Origin of the sequence: Paenibacillus sp. Dod16 (genome assembly GCF_049893405.1) — a bacterium.
GTDB lineage: Bacteria > Bacillota > Bacilli > Paenibacillales > Paenibacillaceae > Paenibacillus_AQ.
This window is the reverse complement of sequence record NZ_JBNDYG010000015.1, coordinates 202,281-218,437: the sequence shown is the minus strand read 5'-3', so window position 1 is coordinate 218,437 and position 16,157 is coordinate 202,281. Positions and strand designations below refer to the sequence as shown.

At 48.5% G+C, this 16,157-nt stretch carries 17 protein-coding genes; all 17 read left to right on the top strand.

The window, feature by feature from the left end:
• Positions 1–14 precede the first annotated feature (14 nt).
• Genes ACPV3A_RS13900 through ACPV3A_RS13820 form a run of 17 tightly spaced genes read left to right on the top strand, consistent with a single transcriptional unit; the run spans position 15 to position 16,130 of the window.
• Entirely contained in the window at positions 15–839 is an 825-nt protein-coding gene (locus ACPV3A_RS13900) for a flagellar hook-basal body complex protein (RefSeq protein ID WP_071220086.1), read from the top strand.
• Between the two features lie 51 nt (positions 840–890).
• Positions 891–1,115: a flagellar FlbD family protein gene (locus ACPV3A_RS13895; protein WP_009594749.1), complete on the top strand. Its 225-nt coding sequence runs from the start codon at positions 891–893 to the stop codon at positions 1,113–1,115.
• The gene (locus ACPV3A_RS13890) at positions 1,112–1,576 is read left to right on the top strand and encodes a flagellar basal body-associated FliL family protein (RefSeq protein WP_194543569.1); all 465 of its coding nucleotides are present in this window, start codon (positions 1,112–1,114) and stop codon (positions 1,574–1,576) included. The genes ACPV3A_RS13895 and ACPV3A_RS13890 overlap by 4 nt, the downstream gene beginning before the upstream one ends.
• A 35-nt stretch (positions 1,577–1,611) precedes the next feature.
• The gene (fliM, locus tag ACPV3A_RS13885) at positions 1,612–2,610 is read left to right on the top strand and encodes a flagellar motor switch protein FliM (RefSeq protein ID WP_071220088.1); all 999 of its coding nucleotides are present in this window, start codon (positions 1,612–1,614) and stop codon (positions 2,608–2,610) included.
• Complete coding sequence (gene fliY / locus ACPV3A_RS13880; RefSeq protein WP_194543568.1) at positions 2,600–3,859, top strand: flagellar motor switch phosphatase FliY; 1,260 nt, start codon at positions 2,600–2,602, stop codon at positions 3,857–3,859. The genes fliM and fliY overlap by 11 nt, the downstream gene beginning before the upstream one ends.
• A gap of 29 nt (positions 3,860–3,888) precedes the next feature.
• Entirely contained in the window at positions 3,889–4,254 is a 366-nt protein-coding gene (locus ACPV3A_RS13875) for a response regulator (RefSeq protein WP_006211317.1), read from the top strand.
• An 11-nt stretch (positions 4,255–4,265) separates the two neighbouring features.
• Positions 4,266–4,790, top strand: coding sequence for a FliO/MopB family protein (locus ACPV3A_RS13870; RefSeq protein WP_071220090.1), 525 nt, complete (start codon positions 4,266–4,268; stop codon positions 4,788–4,790).
• Positions 4,787–5,539 carry a flagellar type III secretion system pore protein FliP gene (gene fliP, locus ACPV3A_RS13865; protein WP_076324981.1) on the top strand — a complete coding sequence of 251 codons (753 nt, stop codon included), beginning with the start codon at positions 4,787–4,789 and terminating at the stop codon, positions 5,537–5,539. Before ACPV3A_RS13870 ends, fliP begins: the two co-directional genes overlap by 4 nt.
• A gap of 40 nt (positions 5,540–5,579) precedes the next feature.
• A complete protein-coding gene (gene fliQ / locus ACPV3A_RS13860) occupies positions 5,580–5,849 on the top strand; it encodes a flagellar biosynthesis protein FliQ (RefSeq protein ID WP_071220092.1) in 270 nt (89 codons plus the stop codon).
• Positions 5,850–5,860: 11 nt separating this feature from the next.
• Positions 5,861–6,649 carry a flagellar biosynthetic protein FliR gene (gene fliR, locus ACPV3A_RS13855; RefSeq protein ID WP_426199972.1) on the top strand — a complete coding sequence of 263 codons (789 nt, stop codon included), beginning with the start codon at positions 5,861–5,863 and terminating at the stop codon, positions 6,647–6,649.
• 20 nt (positions 6,650–6,669) lie between these two features.
• The gene (gene flhB, locus ACPV3A_RS13850; protein ID WP_194544873.1) at positions 6,670–7,758 is read left to right on the top strand and encodes a flagellar biosynthesis protein FlhB; all 1,089 of its coding nucleotides are present in this window, start codon (positions 6,670–6,672) and stop codon (positions 7,756–7,758) included.
• A gap of 24 nt (positions 7,759–7,782) precedes the next feature.
• The gene (gene flhA, locus ACPV3A_RS13845) at positions 7,783–9,816 is read left to right on the top strand and encodes a flagellar biosynthesis protein FlhA (RefSeq protein WP_194543566.1); all 2,034 of its coding nucleotides are present in this window, start codon (positions 7,783–7,785) and stop codon (positions 9,814–9,816) included.
• Entirely contained in the window at positions 9,813–11,261 is a 1,449-nt protein-coding gene (gene flhF, locus ACPV3A_RS13840; protein WP_194543565.1) for a flagellar biosynthesis protein FlhF, read from the top strand. Before flhA ends, flhF begins: the two co-directional genes overlap by 4 nt.
• Positions 11,258–12,148 (top strand): MinD/ParA family protein, encoded by an 891-nt coding sequence (locus ACPV3A_RS13835; RefSeq protein WP_071220096.1) that lies wholly within the window; start codon positions 11,258–11,260, stop codon positions 12,146–12,148. Before flhF ends, ACPV3A_RS13835 begins: the two co-directional genes overlap by 4 nt.
• A 38-nt stretch (positions 12,149–12,186) precedes the next feature.
• A complete protein-coding gene (locus ACPV3A_RS13830; RefSeq protein ID WP_426199971.1) occupies positions 12,187–13,524 on the top strand; it encodes a protein-glutamate methylesterase/protein-glutamine glutaminase in 1,338 nt (445 codons plus the stop codon).
• Between the two features lie 23 nt (positions 13,525–13,547).
• Positions 13,548–15,617 (top strand): chemotaxis protein CheW, encoded by a 2,070-nt coding sequence (locus tag ACPV3A_RS13825; protein ID WP_426199970.1) that lies wholly within the window; start codon positions 13,548–13,550, stop codon positions 15,615–15,617.
• A gap of 51 nt (positions 15,618–15,668) precedes the next feature.
• The gene (locus ACPV3A_RS13820) at positions 15,669–16,130 is read left to right on the top strand and encodes a chemotaxis protein CheW (protein WP_194543561.1); all 462 of its coding nucleotides are present in this window, start codon (positions 15,669–15,671) and stop codon (positions 16,128–16,130) included.
• Positions 16,131–16,157: the final 27 nt, after the last annotated feature.

The following is a 16,157-nucleotide window of genomic DNA, read 5'->3' as shown; positions in this document are numbered from 1 at the left end:
AAGGGGGAAAATCGATGTTAAGATCCATGTATTCCGGTATTTCCGGAATGAGAGGTTTCCAAACCAAGCTTGATGTCATTGGTAATAACATTGCCAACGTAAACACAGTTGGGTTTAAAGCCGGACGTGTGATGTTTAAAGACGTACTAAGTCAAACAATGTCCGGTGTTACCCCGGGAACCGACGATCCATCCGGTGGTGTAAACGCGAAGCAGGTCGGTCTTGGTGTATCGATCGGTTCCATCGATACGCTGCATACGCCAGGCAGTGCAATGATAACTAACTATCCGACGGATCTGAGAATAGATGGGGACGGATTCTTTATGGTGAAGCTTAGCGAGGATCAAGATGTGCCTTTCTTGACCCGAGCTGGAGACTTCCATATAGACGTAGCGCGTAACCTGGTAACTTCAGATGGGATGCTCGTTCTTGATGCAACTGGTGAACCTATCCAGCTGGAGGAAGATGTAACGGCATTTACGATTGCACAGAATGGCGCCATCATTCAGAAGATGAGTGACGGATCAACGGAAGAGGGAGCCATCATCGGCGTTGCGAAAATTCCGAATCCGGAAGGTCTGGAGAAAATCGGCGGCAATATGTATCGTGTGACTCTTAATGCGGTTCCTGATGGCGATCTGGATGCTGTCATGTTCGAAGCTAATAACGCCGAAGAAGGAACTGGCGCTATCATTTCAGGACAGCTCGAAATGTCCAACGTTGACTTGACAGGTGAATTTTCGGAAATGATCGTTGCTCAGCGCGGCTTCCAAGCCAACTCCCGGATCATCACGACTTCGGACGAAGTGCTTCAAGAAGTTGTCAATCTGAAACGATAAGGATGGATAGGGAGGGGCAATCCCCTCCCTGATTAAACAAGGAGGCTGTCCATGATATCGGTAACGAGGTTAAATGGTTCGCAGTTGTGGCTTAACGCGCTGTTGATAGAAATGGTTGAGGAGACTCCTGACACCTACATTACTTTGATCAATGGAAAACGCATGATTGTGCTTGAAAGTGCAAATGAAATCATCGCTTCCGTTAAGGCGTATCATCACGAGGTAGGCATTCATCAAGCTACCATTAAAGTGCAGCAATTGGAGGAACCTTCATGAAAAAGATGCTCCCCTGGTTAATTACGATCCTGTTATCCATTACGCTGATTGTTCTGGCGATCTTCCTATTGTCGGATAAATTGCTTGGCGATAACGGTAAAAGTCAGGCTTCAGCCAATGCAGCGGCTTTACCTAAGTTTTCTGCCGATGAGATCGTGGCGATGACATCGGAAATCGCCGGGATCAAGACGAATTTAGCCGAACCAAACTATATCGCCCAGATGTCCTTTGCTTTTCAGCTGAATGACAAAAAAGCAAAGGAAGAATTCGAAAAAATCAAGAATATCAAGATTAAACCGATTATTATCAAGACGTTGGCCGATACGAAGCCCGAATTACTGAATGATTCGAAGGGGCGCGAACAATTTAACGCTAAGCTGGTGAATCTGGTTAATAAGTCGTTAACGTCTGGACGTTTAATTCAAATTGAAATGACAGATGTTATCGTCACTGAAATCTAGACTGTTCGTCGGACGACCTGTAAGGGGGTGAGTAGATGGTTGATGTTTTATCGCAGAATGAGATCGACGCCTTATTGGCCGCTCTCTCTTCAGGGGAAATGGATGCTGAAGAACTGAAAAAAGAGGAAACGCAAAAGAAAATTCGTTCTTATGATTTTAAGAGGGCACTCCGGTTTTCCAAGGATCATATTCGGAGCTTAACCCGCATTCACGAGAACTTTGCACGATATTTGACCACATATTTCTCAGCGCAATTACGCACTTTTGTGCAAATTAACGTGGTGCAGGTTGAACAGCTTCCATATGATGAATTTATTCGCTCCATACCCAAAATGACAGTTCTCAATATATTCGAGGCGGAACCGCTTGTCGGGCGCATGGTGCTCGAGGTCCATCCAAACATTGCTTACGCGATGCTGGACCGTTTGCTGGGAGGAACAGGCATTGCTCCTACTTCCATCAGCTCGATGACCGAAATCGAGACGATCATCATGGAACGCATTTTCAGCCGGGCATTCGACAGTCTGCAGGAAGCATGGAAAACGGTGCTGGACATCTCACCGCGGCTTGAAGCATTGGAAACGAATCCGCAATTTATGCAGATTGTTTCTCCAAACGAAACCATTGCGCTAATTTCCCTTAGCACCAAAATCGGCGATACCACGGGGATGATTAATCTGTGTATCCCGCACGTGGTGCTGGAACCGATCATGTCCAAGCTATCGGCGCATCAATGGTTTATCTCGGAGAAAAAAGCGAGTGTTCCAGAGGAAGTAGATGCTCTTAAGCAGCGTGTAAGTAAGGCCAAGCTTCCGATTGTTGCCGAGCTGGGCGTTTCACAGCTCACCGTGTCCGAATTTTTAGGACTGAGCGTCGGCGACGTCATCTCATTAAACAAGCCGATGCATGATGGACTTTCCATTAAGGTTGGGGACAGATTAAAGTTTATTGGCAGTCCCGGAACGATAAAAGACCGGGTTGCTGTACAAATCGATGAAATTGTCATCGAAGGAGCTGAAGAATTTGACGAGTAAAGACTATTTATCCCAGGAAGAAATCGACGCTTTGTTAAAACAGTCGGAAATGGCATCACCAGCATCAATTCCTTCGGCGGCGACTGTCGATGATGTATTAACACCTTTAGAGCAGGACGCGCTCGGCGAGATTGGTAACATTACCTTTGGCAGTGCTGCAACCGCCCTGTCTACCTTGCTGGGCAAAAAAGTGGATATCACAACACCCAAAGTGTCGATCATTAAGCGAAGCGAGTTTGAGGAAGAATTTCCGAAGCCGCATGTAGCGGTACATGTTACTTATGTAGATGGTTTTGAAGGAATTAACTCTCTAGTCATTAAAACACGCGATGCTCAGGTCATTGCTGATCTGATGTTAGGCGGGGAAGGCAACCCCGTGGAAGAGGAACTGAACGAGATTCATATCAGTGCCGTTCAGGAAGCGATGAACCAGATGATGGGCTCTTCCGCAACGAGCATGTCGACGATTTTTAACCGGTTTGTCAATATATCGCCGCCAGGCATTGACATTCTGAACATGGCAAAAGGTGAAGGGGTTAACAACCTTCCGCCGGATGAAACACTGATTAAGATTTCATTCCGATTAATTATCGGTGACCTTATTGATTCAACCATTATGCAGCTGCTTCCCGTTCATTTTTCCAAGGATATGGTTCACATGCTTATCAACGGAACGGAAGAGCCTCAGCCTGCGAAGCAGGAAGCCGCGCCGGCGGTGGAAGCACCTGTCAGTACCCAGGAACCGGCTCAAGCACCGGCTAACCCTGTGAATGGCAATGATATGGGCCAAGGATACGACTACGGACAAGGCTACGGCCAGCCAATGCAGGGACAGGGAGGGCCGATCCCGCAATCCATGCCATATGGACAGCCGCAGATGCCTTACCAAGCGCAGCCGCAGCAATATGGCGGCATGCCGAATCGCAATGTGAATGTACAGCCCGTACAGTTTGCTAATCTGCAATCTGCGCCGTACACCCAGGTGGATGAAAACAATCTGAACTTACTGATGGACATTCCCCTTAAAGTCACCGTAGAATTAGGGAGGACTCAAAAGCAAATTAAGGATATCCTGGAAATGTCGCAAGGTTCGATCATCGAGCTGGACAAGCTTGCCGGTGAGCCTGTAGACATCCTTGTCAATCATAAGCTGATTGCCAAGGGCGAGGTCGTTGTCATCGATGAGAACTTTGGTGTACGCGTGACGGATATCGTGAGCCAATGGGACCGGATTCAAAAATTACAATAGCACAAACATTTTAGGGAGGATTTTTATCAATGGCTAACCGAATTCTGATTGTGGACGATGCTGCATTTATGAGAATGATGATCCGTGACATATTGGTCAAAAACGGATTCGAGGTTGTGGGAGAAGCACAGGACGGTGCGCAAGCAATCGAGAAATTTAAAGAACTTCGTCCAGATCTGATTACGATGGATATTACGATGCCGGAAATGGATGGTATCGCAGCGCTGAAAGAGATTAAAAAAGTCGATGCGAATGCAAAAGTGATTATGTGCTCTGCCATGGGCCAACAGGCGATGGTTATTGATGCGATCCAAGCTGGAGCCAAGGACTTTATCGTTAAACCGTTCCAATCGGACAGAGTCATTGAAGCCATCAATAAGACGCTTGGCGTATAAGGGTTCTTCTTATGATGATGGCAGCTTCTGATGGATTAGGCTCAAGTAGTACTACCGGGTATTATTTACAGTTATTTTATGTCTTTATCGTACTTGCCATCATCGTTGCGTTGATCGTGTTCCTGATTCGCTTTCTCAGCAGAAAGAATCAGAGCTGGATGCAGGGCCGCTCCATTCGTACTTTGGGTGCGGTTGGGATGGGCCCTAACAAATCCCTTCAGCTCGTCGAAATTGGGGGCAGCATCTATGTGATCGGAGTTGGCGAAGACGTCCGGTTGGTGGACAAAATTTCTGATCCAGCTGAAGTTGCGCTTATCCAAGCTGCATTTGAACAGGATTCTGGAATACATAATGGGGCACTGCCGCCTTTTATAACGAAACTGGCGGCAAAACTCCGTAAAGACAAACCACCGGAAGAAATGGAATTGGACGATACATCTTCTTTCCATGAAGTGTTCGAGTCCAAGCTGCGCAGCGTACCGAACCGGAAAGAAAAGGTCGAAGAATTGCTGCGGGAGGATCATAAAGATTCATGAATAAAAAGATCTCGTACGCTATCGCGATTTTCATATTGTTTGGATTTCTGTTTTCCCATACGGCATTTGCGGATCCGATTCCAAACATCGATATTCAAATCGGCAACGAGGGAGATACACCGGGGACAAGCTCCTTGTCCTTGATACTCCTGATCACCATTCTTAGCATTGCACCGGCGATACTGGTGCTGATGACTAGTTTTACAAGGATTGTTATCGTGCTTGGCTTTGTCCGTACTTCGCTCGGCACACAGCAAACACCGCCAAACCAAGTGTTGATCGGCCTGGCTCTGTTTCTTACCTTATTCGTAATGGCTCCGACGTTGTCTTCAATGAATGATGTAGCGCTGCAGCCCTATCTGAAAGGTGAGATCACCCAAGCAGAAGCGCTGGATAAGGCTCAAGATCCTATGAAAAAGTTCATGTTCGCGCACACACGGGAAAAGGATCTATTGTTGTTCATGAATTACACAGGCGCAGAGAAACCCGAATCTTATGAGGATATTCCATTAACGGTTTTGGTACCGGCATTTGCCATTAGTGAGCTGAAGACGGGCTTTCAAATGGGCTTTATGATTTTCATTCCGTTTCTGGTCATCGATATCGTGGTTGCCAGTGTGCTGATGGCGATGGGTATGATGATGCTGCCGCCGGTCATGATCTCGCTGCCATTCAAGATTTTGCTCTTTGTTCTGGTAGACGGCTGGTATTTGGTAGTGAAATCCATGCTGATGAGCTTTAACACGTAGCAATAAGCGGCAAGTAATTCGAATACAGGGGGACTTAGCCGTGAGCGCTGAATTTATTATCGGTCTGGCAGGACAAGCGGTTTATATTGTGCTCCAGGTGAGCGCACCGATGCTGGTTCTCGCACTGGTTGTCGGACTTATCATCAGTATTTTTCAAGCGACAACACAAATCCAGGAACAGACGCTGGCTTTCGTACCAAAAATTATTATCGTACTTATATCATTATTGCTGTTTGGTCCTTGGATATTAACGACGTTAGTGGATTTTACCCACGGAATTTTGGACAATCTCTACAAATATATCGGATAGGCTGAGTGTCCATGGAATGGTTGCAGCAAAGTTTACCTGTTTTTATGCTTATATTTTGTCGAATAACAGCTTTTTTTGTAATATCGCCAGTGTTTACTTCACGCGGTATACCCCCTTCTTACAAAATAGGCCTTTCGGCCATCATCGCCCTGATCGTATATTTTTCGTTCGGGCTCGGAGAAGTGGTTCCGCAAGATCTGTCTTACGTCATACTAATTGTCCAGGAAGTATTGGTTGGACTGCTGCTTGGTTTCACTGCTTATCTTATTATGACCGTCGTTCAAACGGCAGGCGCATTAATTGACATTCAGATCGGGTTCAGCATGGCAAATGTCATCGATCCTTTTACGGGGACTTCCAGCCCATTAATCGGTAACTTCAAGTATTATCTTGCCCTACTGGTATTTCTGAGCATGAATGGCCATCACTACCTGTTTGATGCGATTATGTACAGCTATGATTGGATTCCGATTACGGGGGATGTGTTTGGGAAGATTCATGAAGGTAATGTGACGGATTTTCTCGTACGGACATTCTCGCACTCTTTTGTATTGGCACTTCAAATGGCCGCTCCGCTGGTAGCCGCTTTGTTCCTGACCGATGTCGGGCTTGGCTTTCTGGCAAGGACGGCGCCGCAGTTCAATGTATTTGTTATCGGTATAATCGTCAAAATCATCGTTGGACTCGTGCTGCTGATGCTGCTCATGCCAATGCTGGTGTCACTATTTGATCATCTGTATGCCAAAATGTTTGAAGCACTCCGGCAGCTACTCGGCGTTCTTGGCGACGGGCCGACTTAAGGAGGATGGAGGTGAAGCGGATGTCATACCGGTATCCGGTCGACTTACAGCTGTTCGCTGGCGAAAAGACGGAGAAAGCCACACCGAAGAAACGCCAGGATACACGTAAGAAAGGCCAAGTTGCCAAAAGTATGGAGGTATCGGGTGCATCGGTTTTGCTGGCCGCATTTTTTTGCTTGTTAATTTTCGGCGGGTATATGAGAGACCGCACCGTTCGACTGTTTACTGACATTTATATTAATCGGCTCTCCATGGACGTAACGAAAGACAATGTGATGCAGTTATTCGGGGAGTACGGTGTTCAAATATTGCTTCTGCTGGCTCCGTTGTTTATCTCGGTGTTCGTTGTTGCGCTGATCGCCAATTACTTGCAGGTCGGGTTTATGCTGACGGGCGAGACTTTGAAAATGAAGTTCAGTAAAATCGATCCCATCAAAGGGTTCAAGAACATATTCTCGATGCGTTCCTTGGTCGAGTTTTTGAAATCGGTCATCAAACTGACCATCATCGGCTACCTCGTGTACACCACCTTGTGGGCTGCCAGGGAAGGATTATCGTCCTTGTCGACAATGGGACCCGACACCATTTTTCATTTCGTGGCGGATATCACCATGTCACTTGGTTTTAAGATTGCCATCGGGCTGATCATTCTGGCCGTTTTGGATTACATGTATCAGAAATATGATTATGAAAAAAACATTCGAATGTCCAAACAGGACATCAAAGACGAGTACAAGAAGATGGAGGGCGATCCGCTGATCAAAGGGAAGATCAGGGAACGCCAGCGTCGGATGGCACTGCAGAGGATGATGCAGGAAGTCCCGAATGCCGACGTTATCATCACGAACCCGACCCACTTTGCAGTGGCGATCAAGTATGACGGGTCCATGATGGAAGCTCCGCAGATCATTGCGAAGGGTCAGGATTTCATGGCTTTGCGGATTAAAGAAATAGCGAAGGAACACGGAATTATAACGATGGAAAATAAGCCGCTGGCACGCGCTTTGTACCAACGGTCGGAAATCGGGGATTCGATTCCGGGAGACCTGTTCCAGGCCGTAGCGGAAGTGCTGGCCTATGTATATAAACTAAAAGGTAAAGTGAAATAATTAGGGACCGGAGGCGTCATTGCAGTGAAAATAAAAGATCTATCTGTCCTTGCGGGTGTCATTGGCATCGTACTCATGATGATTCTTCCGATCCCGGCATGGCTGCTCGATGTACTCCTGATTATCAATGTCTCGCTGGCGCTTATTATTTTGCTGGTGGCCATGAATACGAAGGAAGCCTTGGACTTCTCCATCTTCCCATCCTTATTGCTCATCACGACACTGTTTCGTGTAGCGCTTAACATTTCGACAACGAAGCTGATCCTGTCGGAAGCTAGTGCGGGCGAGGTTGTAGCCACGTTTGGTAAGTGGATTGCGAATGGCGAAATTGCGGTTGGATTCATCGTCTTTTTGATCCTCGTTGTCGTACAGTTCATCGTCATTACCAAAGGCTCGGAGCGGGTAGCAGAGGTTGCGGCAAGATTTACGCTCGATGCGATGCCTGGCAAACAGATGAGTATTGATGCGGATCTGAACGCAGGTTTGATCAATGAGCAGCAAGCCAGGGAGCGGAGAAGAAAAATCGAGCGGGAAGCCGACTTTTACGGGGCTATGGATGGTGCAAGTAAATTCGTTAAGGGTGACGCCATCGCTACGATTGTCATCATGCTGATCAACCTGATCGGCGGATTTATCATCGGGATCTCGATTCACGGAATGTCATTCGGAGACGCGATGAGCACATACTCCATCCTGACGATCGGGGACGGATTGGTCAGTCAGATTCCGGCGCTTTTGATTTCCACTGCAGCGGGGCTGATTGTTACAAGAGCTTCTTCGGAAGGGAACCTGGCGGAGGATCTGACAGGGCAGCTCTTCTCATACCCTCATCTATTGTACATTGTTTCAGGTACCGTTCTGTTGCTAGGGATTTTCACACCCATTCACCTGATTACGACCGCACCGATTGCACTCATCTTACTTATTGCGGCACGGAGGATGCAGAACAATCTGGATCGCAAGCAGGTCGAGGTGGAGCAGATGGAGGAGGAACAGCAAATCGAAGAGGTTCGAAGTCCGGAAAGTGTGATCAACCTGCTTCAGGTTGACCCGATCGAATTCGAATTCGGGTATGGGTTGATTCCGCTCGCAGATGCGCAGCAGGGCGGAGATTTATTGGACCGGATCATTATGATTCGGAGACAATGCGCACTTGAGCTGGGACTTGTCGTACCGGTTATCCGAATTCGCGACAATATTCAACTAAAACCGAATGAATATGTCATAAAAATAAAAGGGAATGCTGTCGGCGGCGGTGAATTATTATTAAATCACTACCTCGCCATGAGCCCTGGGTACGAGGATGATTCCGTAACGGGCATCGAAACGACCGAACCGGCCTTCGGGCTCCCTGCGCTTTGGATAGATGAAGCCATGAAAGAGCGGGCGGATCTTGCCGGATATACCGTAGTCGATCCACCGTCCGTTGTGGCTACCCATTTGACCGAGTTGATTAAGAGACATGCCCATGAGCTGATTGGACGCCAGGAGACCAAGGCATTGGTTGATAACATCAGAGAAAGCTATCCGGTCCTTGTGGACGAGCTCATTCCTTCCGTGCTGACCATTGGAGAGGTGCAGAAGGTATTAGCTAAGCTTCTCCGCGAAAAAATCTCGATCCGGGACATGGTCACGATTCTCGAGACCCTTGCGGATTATGGACATTACTCGAAAGATCCCGATGTCCTTACCGAATATGTAAGACAAGCTCTCTCGCGGCAGATTACCCAGCAATATGCTCAAGAGGGAGAGGCTATGCGGGTCATCACGGTTGGACCGCAGCTTGAGAAGAAGATCGCCGAAAGCGTCCAGCAGAGCGACCAAGGAAGCTATCTTGCCATGGACCCGGCATCGACACAGAGCGTGTTTCAGAAGCTCAGTGAACAGGTTAACCGGATCATTCAGATGGGGCAGCAGCCTGTTCTGCTTACCTCACCAGCCATAAGAATGTATTTAAGGCAGGTCATTGAACGAAGCATGCAGGATATTCCGGTGTTGTCTTATAGTGAGCTGGAGCCGAACGTCGAAATTCAAAGTGTCGGAGTGGTGAACTTATGAGAGTGAAGAGGTATATCGTCGACACGATGCCTGAGGCGATGCAGCACATTCGTACGGATTTAGGTGCGGATGCCGTCATACTGAGTACGAAGGAAACCAAGGTGGGCGGATTCCTGGGTATGTTTACCCGCAAGAAGATCGAGGTAATCGCGGCAGTAGAGCAAGCGGAGAAATCCAAAGGCTCTGCTCCGATGAAGTCCAAAGTTACGCCTGCAGTACCTTCTGGTGCCGTACCCAAGGCCTATCAACGAACGGCTGAAATTTCGAAGCCCGGTTCACAAGCCTCCATGAATTCCGTGAATAACACGGATTCAGCCTCCGGCGTACAGCAGGAGGATGACTATAGTCGTTTTGCAGAGATTCTTAGCCAGGTTGCTGCTTCCGAGGAGGCCGTTAACAGGGACAAGGATGAAGTGGGTCATGGGCAACAGCCTGCAGCACCTGAACAAGCCGCGATGCGAAGCGATCAAGCGGAAACGGCTGCATCCGTTGGATCTGTGAAGTCTGATAAGTCATCTCGTGGAGGACAGGAGGAGCCATTAAGTTCCCGTTTGGGAATTAGTGAATCCGAACAAAGAGTCCTTGAAGAGCTTAAGGAAATGAAGGAATGGATCGCGCGATTGTCCAGGCAAAATCTCGAAGCGCAGCAGCTACCCGAGCCGCTGCATTTCATTCGGGATCAGCTGCTTAAGCAGGATCTTTCGGCCAAGCTGACGGAAGAGTGGCTCACTGCCGCAGAAGAAGCCTGGCAAGCCAGTCAAATGCAGATGAGCGAGGCCGAACTGCAGAACGTGATTTACAAGCAAGCCGAGGCGTTTCTTGAGGGGCGTATTGGCGGCGGTGTTCAGCCCGAGACCCGGATTGTATATATTGCCGGACCGACAGGGGTCGGCAAGACAACCACGATTGCGAAGATCGCAGCGGAGCAGCTGTTCCGTAACCAACGCAAGGTAGGTTTTATCACTTCCGATACGTATCGGATATCTGCCGTTGAACAGCTGCGCACCTATGCCTCCATTCTCAATGTGCCGATGGAAGTCGTGCAATCGCCCGGTGATATGCAGCGAGCCCTTCAGAAGCTGCAGGATTGTGATTTGGTGTTGATGGATACTGCAGGTCGGAACTATCGGAATGAGCTGCTCGTTTCCGAGCTTCAAAGCCTGTTCTCCCATTCCGATCAAAGCGAAACCTATCTTGTGCTCAGCCTGACCTCCAAGAGCAGCGATATGATCGAAATCGCGGATCATTTCAGCAAATACGAACTCGATAAGGTCATCTTCACGAAGATGGATGAGACCGGCAGCTACGGCTCCTTGTTTAATCTGATTGATGCCCATAACCTTCGCTTGTCCTATATGACCAATGGTCAAAATGTGCCGGATGATCTGCTGATGGCCGATAGCGAGCGGTTATGCCATCTGCTGCTGGGAGAGATTCGCACATGACGGATCAAGCTCAATCGCTCCGCCAGCTGGTTTCTTCTCAGCAATCAGGGAACAGCGTTAAACCAACATCCCCAAGAACCGCCAAGATTATTACGGTCAGCAGCGGTAAAGGCGGGGTTGGGAAATCCAATTTCACACTGAATTTTGCGCTGACTTTACAGTCGATGGGCAAAAAGGTATTGGTGTTTGATGCCGACATCGGGATGGCAAACATTGACGTTCTTATGGGCGTGAGCTCCCGGTACAGCTTGTATCATCTCATTCGCCGGGAGAAGAGCATTGAAGAAGTAATTCAATACGGACCAGACAAGCTTCCTTACATTGCCGGAGGTTCCGGTTTGGCTGACATGATGTCCCTGTCTGAAGAGGAAATGAATTATTTTATTTCACAGATCGAAATTATTTCCTCGGAAATGGACTATATCATTTTTGACACGGGAGCTGGCTTGTCCAAGGAAAACATGAGGTTTATTACTTCCGCTGATGAATGCCTAGTCGTCACGACGCCCGAACCGACGTCCATCACAGATGCCTATGCGTTAATCAAGGTGGTGCACGGCACGGAATGTCAGGTTCCGTTCAGCCTGATTGTCAATCGTGCGGGAGATGAAGAGGAGGCACGTGAAGCAGCGGGCAAAATTATTTTGACGGCCCAGCGTTTCCTGGATATCGATATCAAGCTGCTGGGTTCGATTGCCGATGATACGCATGTTGTCCAGGCGGTTAAGCGGCAGGTCCCATTTACAGCAGCTTATCCGCGATGTAACGCCTCTAGTGATATCAGACGGATCGCGCTTCGCTACATGACCGTCCCTGCTGCCACAGAGCCTGAAGCTCCGAAGGGAATCAAAGGATTTATGCATCGGTGGCTCAAACGTACGAAATGATTCTTTGTTTGGATTAATGGAAACTGAGGTGGACATCTATGAAGCCTTTTCGTGTGCTTGTCGTTGACGATTCAGCATTTATGAGGAAAATCTTTTCCGATTTCATCGAGCGTGACCCATCTTTTCAAGTTGTCGGAACAGCTGATAACGGTCTTGATGCCGTTCGGAAAGTAAAGGAATTGAATCCGGATGTCATTACATTGGATGTAGAAATGCCGGAAATGAACGGCCTTGATGCTCTGAAGCTGATTATGGAATCGGGTCCCCGTCCGGTCATTATGTTGTCCGGCATTAATGAGCAAGGCATGAAAGAGACCATTCTTGCCCTTGAGGCAGGAGCATTTGATTTTATACGAAAGCCTTCCATTTCGAATGCGCTTGATATTGAGCAGGTGCGTTCAGAACTAATGAAGCAACTGAATGCGGCGATGCAGGCTAAACAGCGGAGGGCATTGTGGGAAGAAGAAGAGCAGAGACGACGGAGTGCGGACATAACGGTTCCTCTTTCGCCAAAGCCTTCTGACAAAACGCTGATCAAGAAGCCGCAGGTGATTGAGAAAAGAACAACGGTCCGCCAGACAGACCAACGGAGCAATCTAAAGGAATCGCCCCGTATCCCGCCATCTCGAACTGAGGAAAAGAAAGTGTCTACTGCTGCGGAAGGAGCAGAGCACGCTGGACCAAAGCGAAAACAAGCAGATCGTAAGCCGGTTACAGACTTTGTTCCAGTCGCGCTTCCAGAGAACGAGAGTCGTCAGCTCCGTGAAGCAAAAATACCGCAATCAACGGAATTGACGGATTTGGTTGCGGTGGGCTGTTCGACCGGCGGGCCAAGAGCATTGAAAGCTCTTCTCGAGCCCATCCCCGGTGACTTCCGTGCCCCGATTGTCATCGTTCAACATATGCCGCCGAGTTTTACCAAATCGCTTGCACAGCGCCTGAATTCATTCAGTCAGCTGGAGGTCATGGAAGCTGAACAAGGGATGGTATTGGAACCGGGCAAAGCCTACATTGCTCCGGGAGGCAGCCATATGAGGGTTTGCCGCTCGGACAGCGGCGCTTACCAAATCAGGATCAGTGAGGATGAGGCCCGCAACGGTCACCGTCCATCTGTAGATGTGCTGTTCGAATCCTTACTGCCATTGACCATGATTAAGCGCCATGCGGTACTGATGACCGGCATGGGAAGCGATGGAGCGAGAATGATGAAGAAGCTTTATGATACAGGAGTGACATCCACCTACGCGGAGAGCGAGCAAACCTGCGTCGTATACGGGATGCCGAGATCAGCTGTTGAGCTCGGATGTGTAAGCCACGTTCTGCCACTACATGATATCGCACCTAGAATGGTTCAAGCTGTAAATAACGGAAAGTGAACTTGAAGAGGAGGTGTCTCTCAATGGACATGAATCAATATTTGACAATGTTTATTGATGAGTCAAATGATCATCTGCAATCATTAAATGAAAACATGCTTCAATTAGAAAGCAACCCGGACGATATCGGGATCGTACAGATTATTTTCCGATCGGCTCATACATTGAAGGGTATGGCAGCAACGATGGGATACGAAGATCTGGCTTCGCTTACCCACCAGATGGAAAACGTGCTGGATCTTGTCCGGAACGAAAAGTTAAAGATGCAGGATTTTATCTTTGACACGCTCTTCAAAAGCTTGGACGCTCTTGAATCGATGGTGCAGGATATCACCAACGGCGGAGACGGGAAAGCGGATGTTTCCTCCATCGTGGCATCCTTGCAGGCGATTGTGCATGGAGAAGGGGCAACACCTGCTGGGGAAGCTGCCGAAGGGGATAGCTCCGTTGCGGCCGTTCAGGGAATTGAATTGGATGAGTTTCAATTCTCCGTGCTTGATCAATCGATTTCGGAAGGACATAAGGTTTTATATATACAAGTGACATTGCGAGAGGATTGCCAACTCAAGGCGGTTCGTGCCTACATGGTATTCGAAACGCTGGAAAGATCCGGGGAAATCGTCAAGACATATCCGGACGTTCAAGAGATTGAACAAGGTGAATTCGATCGCGTATTTTCGTTGTATTACATAACGCAAAGAGAAACGCAAGATATTGAAAGCCAGATTCTGGGCGTTTCGGAGATCGAGACAACCACGGTTGTGGCGCTTGATCATGAAACTTTGCAGCAAATGGTACAGGAGAGCGCGGCTACAGCAGAAGCTGTCAAACCGCAAGTTTCAGAAGCATCCCAAGCAGCTGCAGCTTCACCGGAAGCCAAAGGAACTTCAGCGCCTGTCAAAGAATCCAAGGCACCCGCCCGAAATGCTGGGGGAGGTAATCCTTCAAGAACGATCCGGGTTGATATTGAACGGCTCGATGTTCTAATGAATCTGTTCAGCGAGCTTCTGATTGACCGGGTACGCCTTGAGCAGCTGGCCAGCGAGTCCAAGAACCAGGAGCTGACAGACACGGTTGAGCACATGAGCCGCGTAAGCAGCGATTTGCAGAATATCGTCTTGAAACTGCGCATGGTGCCTGTGGACACAGTGTTCAACCGTTTTCCTAGGATGGTGCGGGACCTTGCCAAAACCTTGGACAAAAAAATTGATTTGATTATTACCGGAGCTGAAACGGAGCTGGATCGTACGGTTATTGATGAGATCGGTGACCCGCTTGTCCATTTGCTGCGAAACTCGGCAGACCATGGCGTCGAACCTGTTGCCGACCGTATCGCTGCCGGTAAACCGGAGACCGGTACCGTTCATCTGCGTGCGTTCCACAGCGGCAACAATGTCTTCATTGAGATTGAGGATGATGGACGCGGTATCTACCGTGACAAAATTCTGAAGAACGCGCTGGCAAAAGGCGTTGTGACGGAGACCGAAGCAGCGACTATGACCGATGACGAGGTCAATCAACTGCTATTCGCACCGGGATTCAGCACCGCTGAGAAAATTTCAGACGTATCCGGCCGAGGCGTTGGGCTCGACGTTGTTAAATCCAAAATCGTTGCGCTGGGCGGTAACGTCACCATCTACTCGACGCCGGGAAAAGGCACGAACTTCTCCGTTCAGCTTCCATTAACGCTGTCTATCATAGCAGCTATGCTGATTCGGATGGGATCCGAAAAATACGCGATTCCGCTTTCCTCCATTGTTGAAACGGGCATCATCAAGCGCGGGCAAATCAAACATGTTCACGGCAGCCGCATGATCCAGTTCCGTGAATCGCTGATACCGGTCATCTCGCTTAGCCGTTTGTTTGAAGTTCCAGATTTTGATGAAGAGCTGGAAGAAGAAACGGAGATCGTTGTGATCCGCAAGGGGGATCGTTTGGCGGCACTCACCATCGATGATTTTATCGGTCAGAGTGAAATCGTCATTAAAAATCTCGGTAAATATCTGCCTGCCATTCAGGGAGTATCCGGAGCAACCATCCTGGGGGATGGACAAGTCGCTCTTATCATCGACGCAAATGCATTTATCAAATAAATCGTTGCTATGAAGCACGGCAGGCCACACATTTTGAAGGAGGACTTATTCATGGGAGAAGAAATCAAGGTTATTGTCTTTAAACTTGGCGAGGAAGAATACGGCATCGAGGTAGACAAGGTTCAAACCATTGAGCGAATGATGCCCATTACGCGTGTTCCGAAGACTTATGCTTTCGTAAAAGGTGTTATTAATCTTCGAGGCGTCGTCATTCCTGTAATCAATCTGCGCGGCCGTTTTGGATTGGACGAGGTGGAAGCAACCGATCAAACACGGGTTATCATCGTAGCTGTCAATGACATGCAGGTAGGCTTTATCGTGGATTCCGCAAGTGATGTCATCGATCTGAATACGGACAGCATTGACTCTCCGCCTGAGGTGGTCGGCGGAATTAAAGCGAAATATCTTCGTGGGGTCGCGAAGATAGGAGAGGAGCGCCTTCTCGTCATGCTGAATCTGTCCGAAGTGCTGAACAAGAGTGAGATTATTCAGCTGGAAGGCCTTGAGGAGTAGACAGTGGAGCTGTTTAAGCATGGCAAG

Bases quoted from the DNA above. Each gene is read 5' to 3' on its own strand.
- ACPV3A_RS13900 (WP_071220086.1), top strand. From the start codon at position 15: ATGTTAAGATCCATGTATTCCGGTATTTCCGGAATGAGAGGTTTCCAA.
- ACPV3A_RS13895 (WP_009594749.1), top strand. From the start codon at position 891: ATGATATCGGTAACGAGGTTAAATGGTTCGCAGTTGTGGCTTAACGCG.
- ACPV3A_RS13890 (WP_194543569.1), top strand. From the start codon at position 1,112: ATGAAAAAGATGCTCCCCTGGTTAATTACGATCCTGTTATCCATTACG.
- fliM (WP_071220088.1), top strand. From the start codon at position 1,612: ATGGTTGATGTTTTATCGCAGAATGAGATCGACGCCTTATTGGCCGCT.
- ACPV3A_RS13875 (WP_006211317.1), top strand. From the start codon at position 3,889: ATGGCTAACCGAATTCTGATTGTGGACGATGCTGCATTTATGAGAATG.
- ACPV3A_RS13870 (WP_071220090.1), top strand. From the start codon at position 4,266: ATGATGATGGCAGCTTCTGATGGATTAGGCTCAAGTAGTACTACCGGG.
- fliP (WP_076324981.1), top strand. From the start codon at position 4,787: ATGAATAAAAAGATCTCGTACGCTATCGCGATTTTCATATTGTTTGGA.
- fliR (WP_426199972.1), top strand. From the start codon at position 5,861: ATGGAATGGTTGCAGCAAAGTTTACCTGTTTTTATGCTTATATTTTGT.
- flhB (WP_194544873.1), top strand. From the start codon at position 6,670: ATGTCATACCGGTATCCGGTCGACTTACAGCTGTTCGCTGGCGAAAAG.
- flhF (WP_194543565.1), top strand. From the start codon at position 9,813: ATGAGAGTGAAGAGGTATATCGTCGACACGATGCCTGAGGCGATGCAG.
- ACPV3A_RS13835 (WP_071220096.1), top strand. From the start codon at position 11,258: ATGACGGATCAAGCTCAATCGCTCCGCCAGCTGGTTTCTTCTCAGCAA.
- ACPV3A_RS13830 (WP_426199971.1), top strand. From the start codon at position 12,187: ATGAAGCCTTTTCGTGTGCTTGTCGTTGACGATTCAGCATTTATGAGG.
- ACPV3A_RS13825 (WP_426199970.1), top strand. From the start codon at position 13,548: ATGGACATGAATCAATATTTGACAATGTTTATTGATGAGTCAAATGAT.
- ACPV3A_RS13820 (WP_194543561.1), top strand. From the start codon at position 15,669: ATGGGAGAAGAAATCAAGGTTATTGTCTTTAAACTTGGCGAGGAAGAA.